Genomic DNA, 279 nt, shown 5'->3' with positions numbered 1-279 from the left:
AAGTCACAGTCGGAACGGATTACAAGTGGCAAAGCAAGTTCATATCGATAGCGGTAGGACCACACCGTTTTACTGCGAAGGAAAAAGCCGGGGATCAACTTGAGTCCGATCCTTGGGATATTGAGCGGTTGGCGCTCTATATTGTTCCGACCATGATGATGCTGGACGGGTTTTCGGTGAAGATTCCGGGATGGCCGAAAACCGGGTTGGACTCGATTGGCAATACGGGTGTTCGGGTTGCGAGCGGTGGTGTTCCGCCGTATGACTATGCCTCCTCTA

At 52.3% G+C, this 279-nt stretch carries 1 pseudogene; it reads left to right on the top strand.

Annotated features, from left to right (window positions below):
* Positions 1–279, top strand: a pseudogene (locus ACW9HX_RS29190) (Ig-like domain-containing protein); the annotation flags it as partial.

The organism is Pseudomonas sp. SDO52101_S400, from assembly GCF_054071635.1.
The sequence above is the reverse complement of the archived record's forward strand: the minus strand, read 5'-3'. Positions and strand labels throughout refer to the sequence as shown.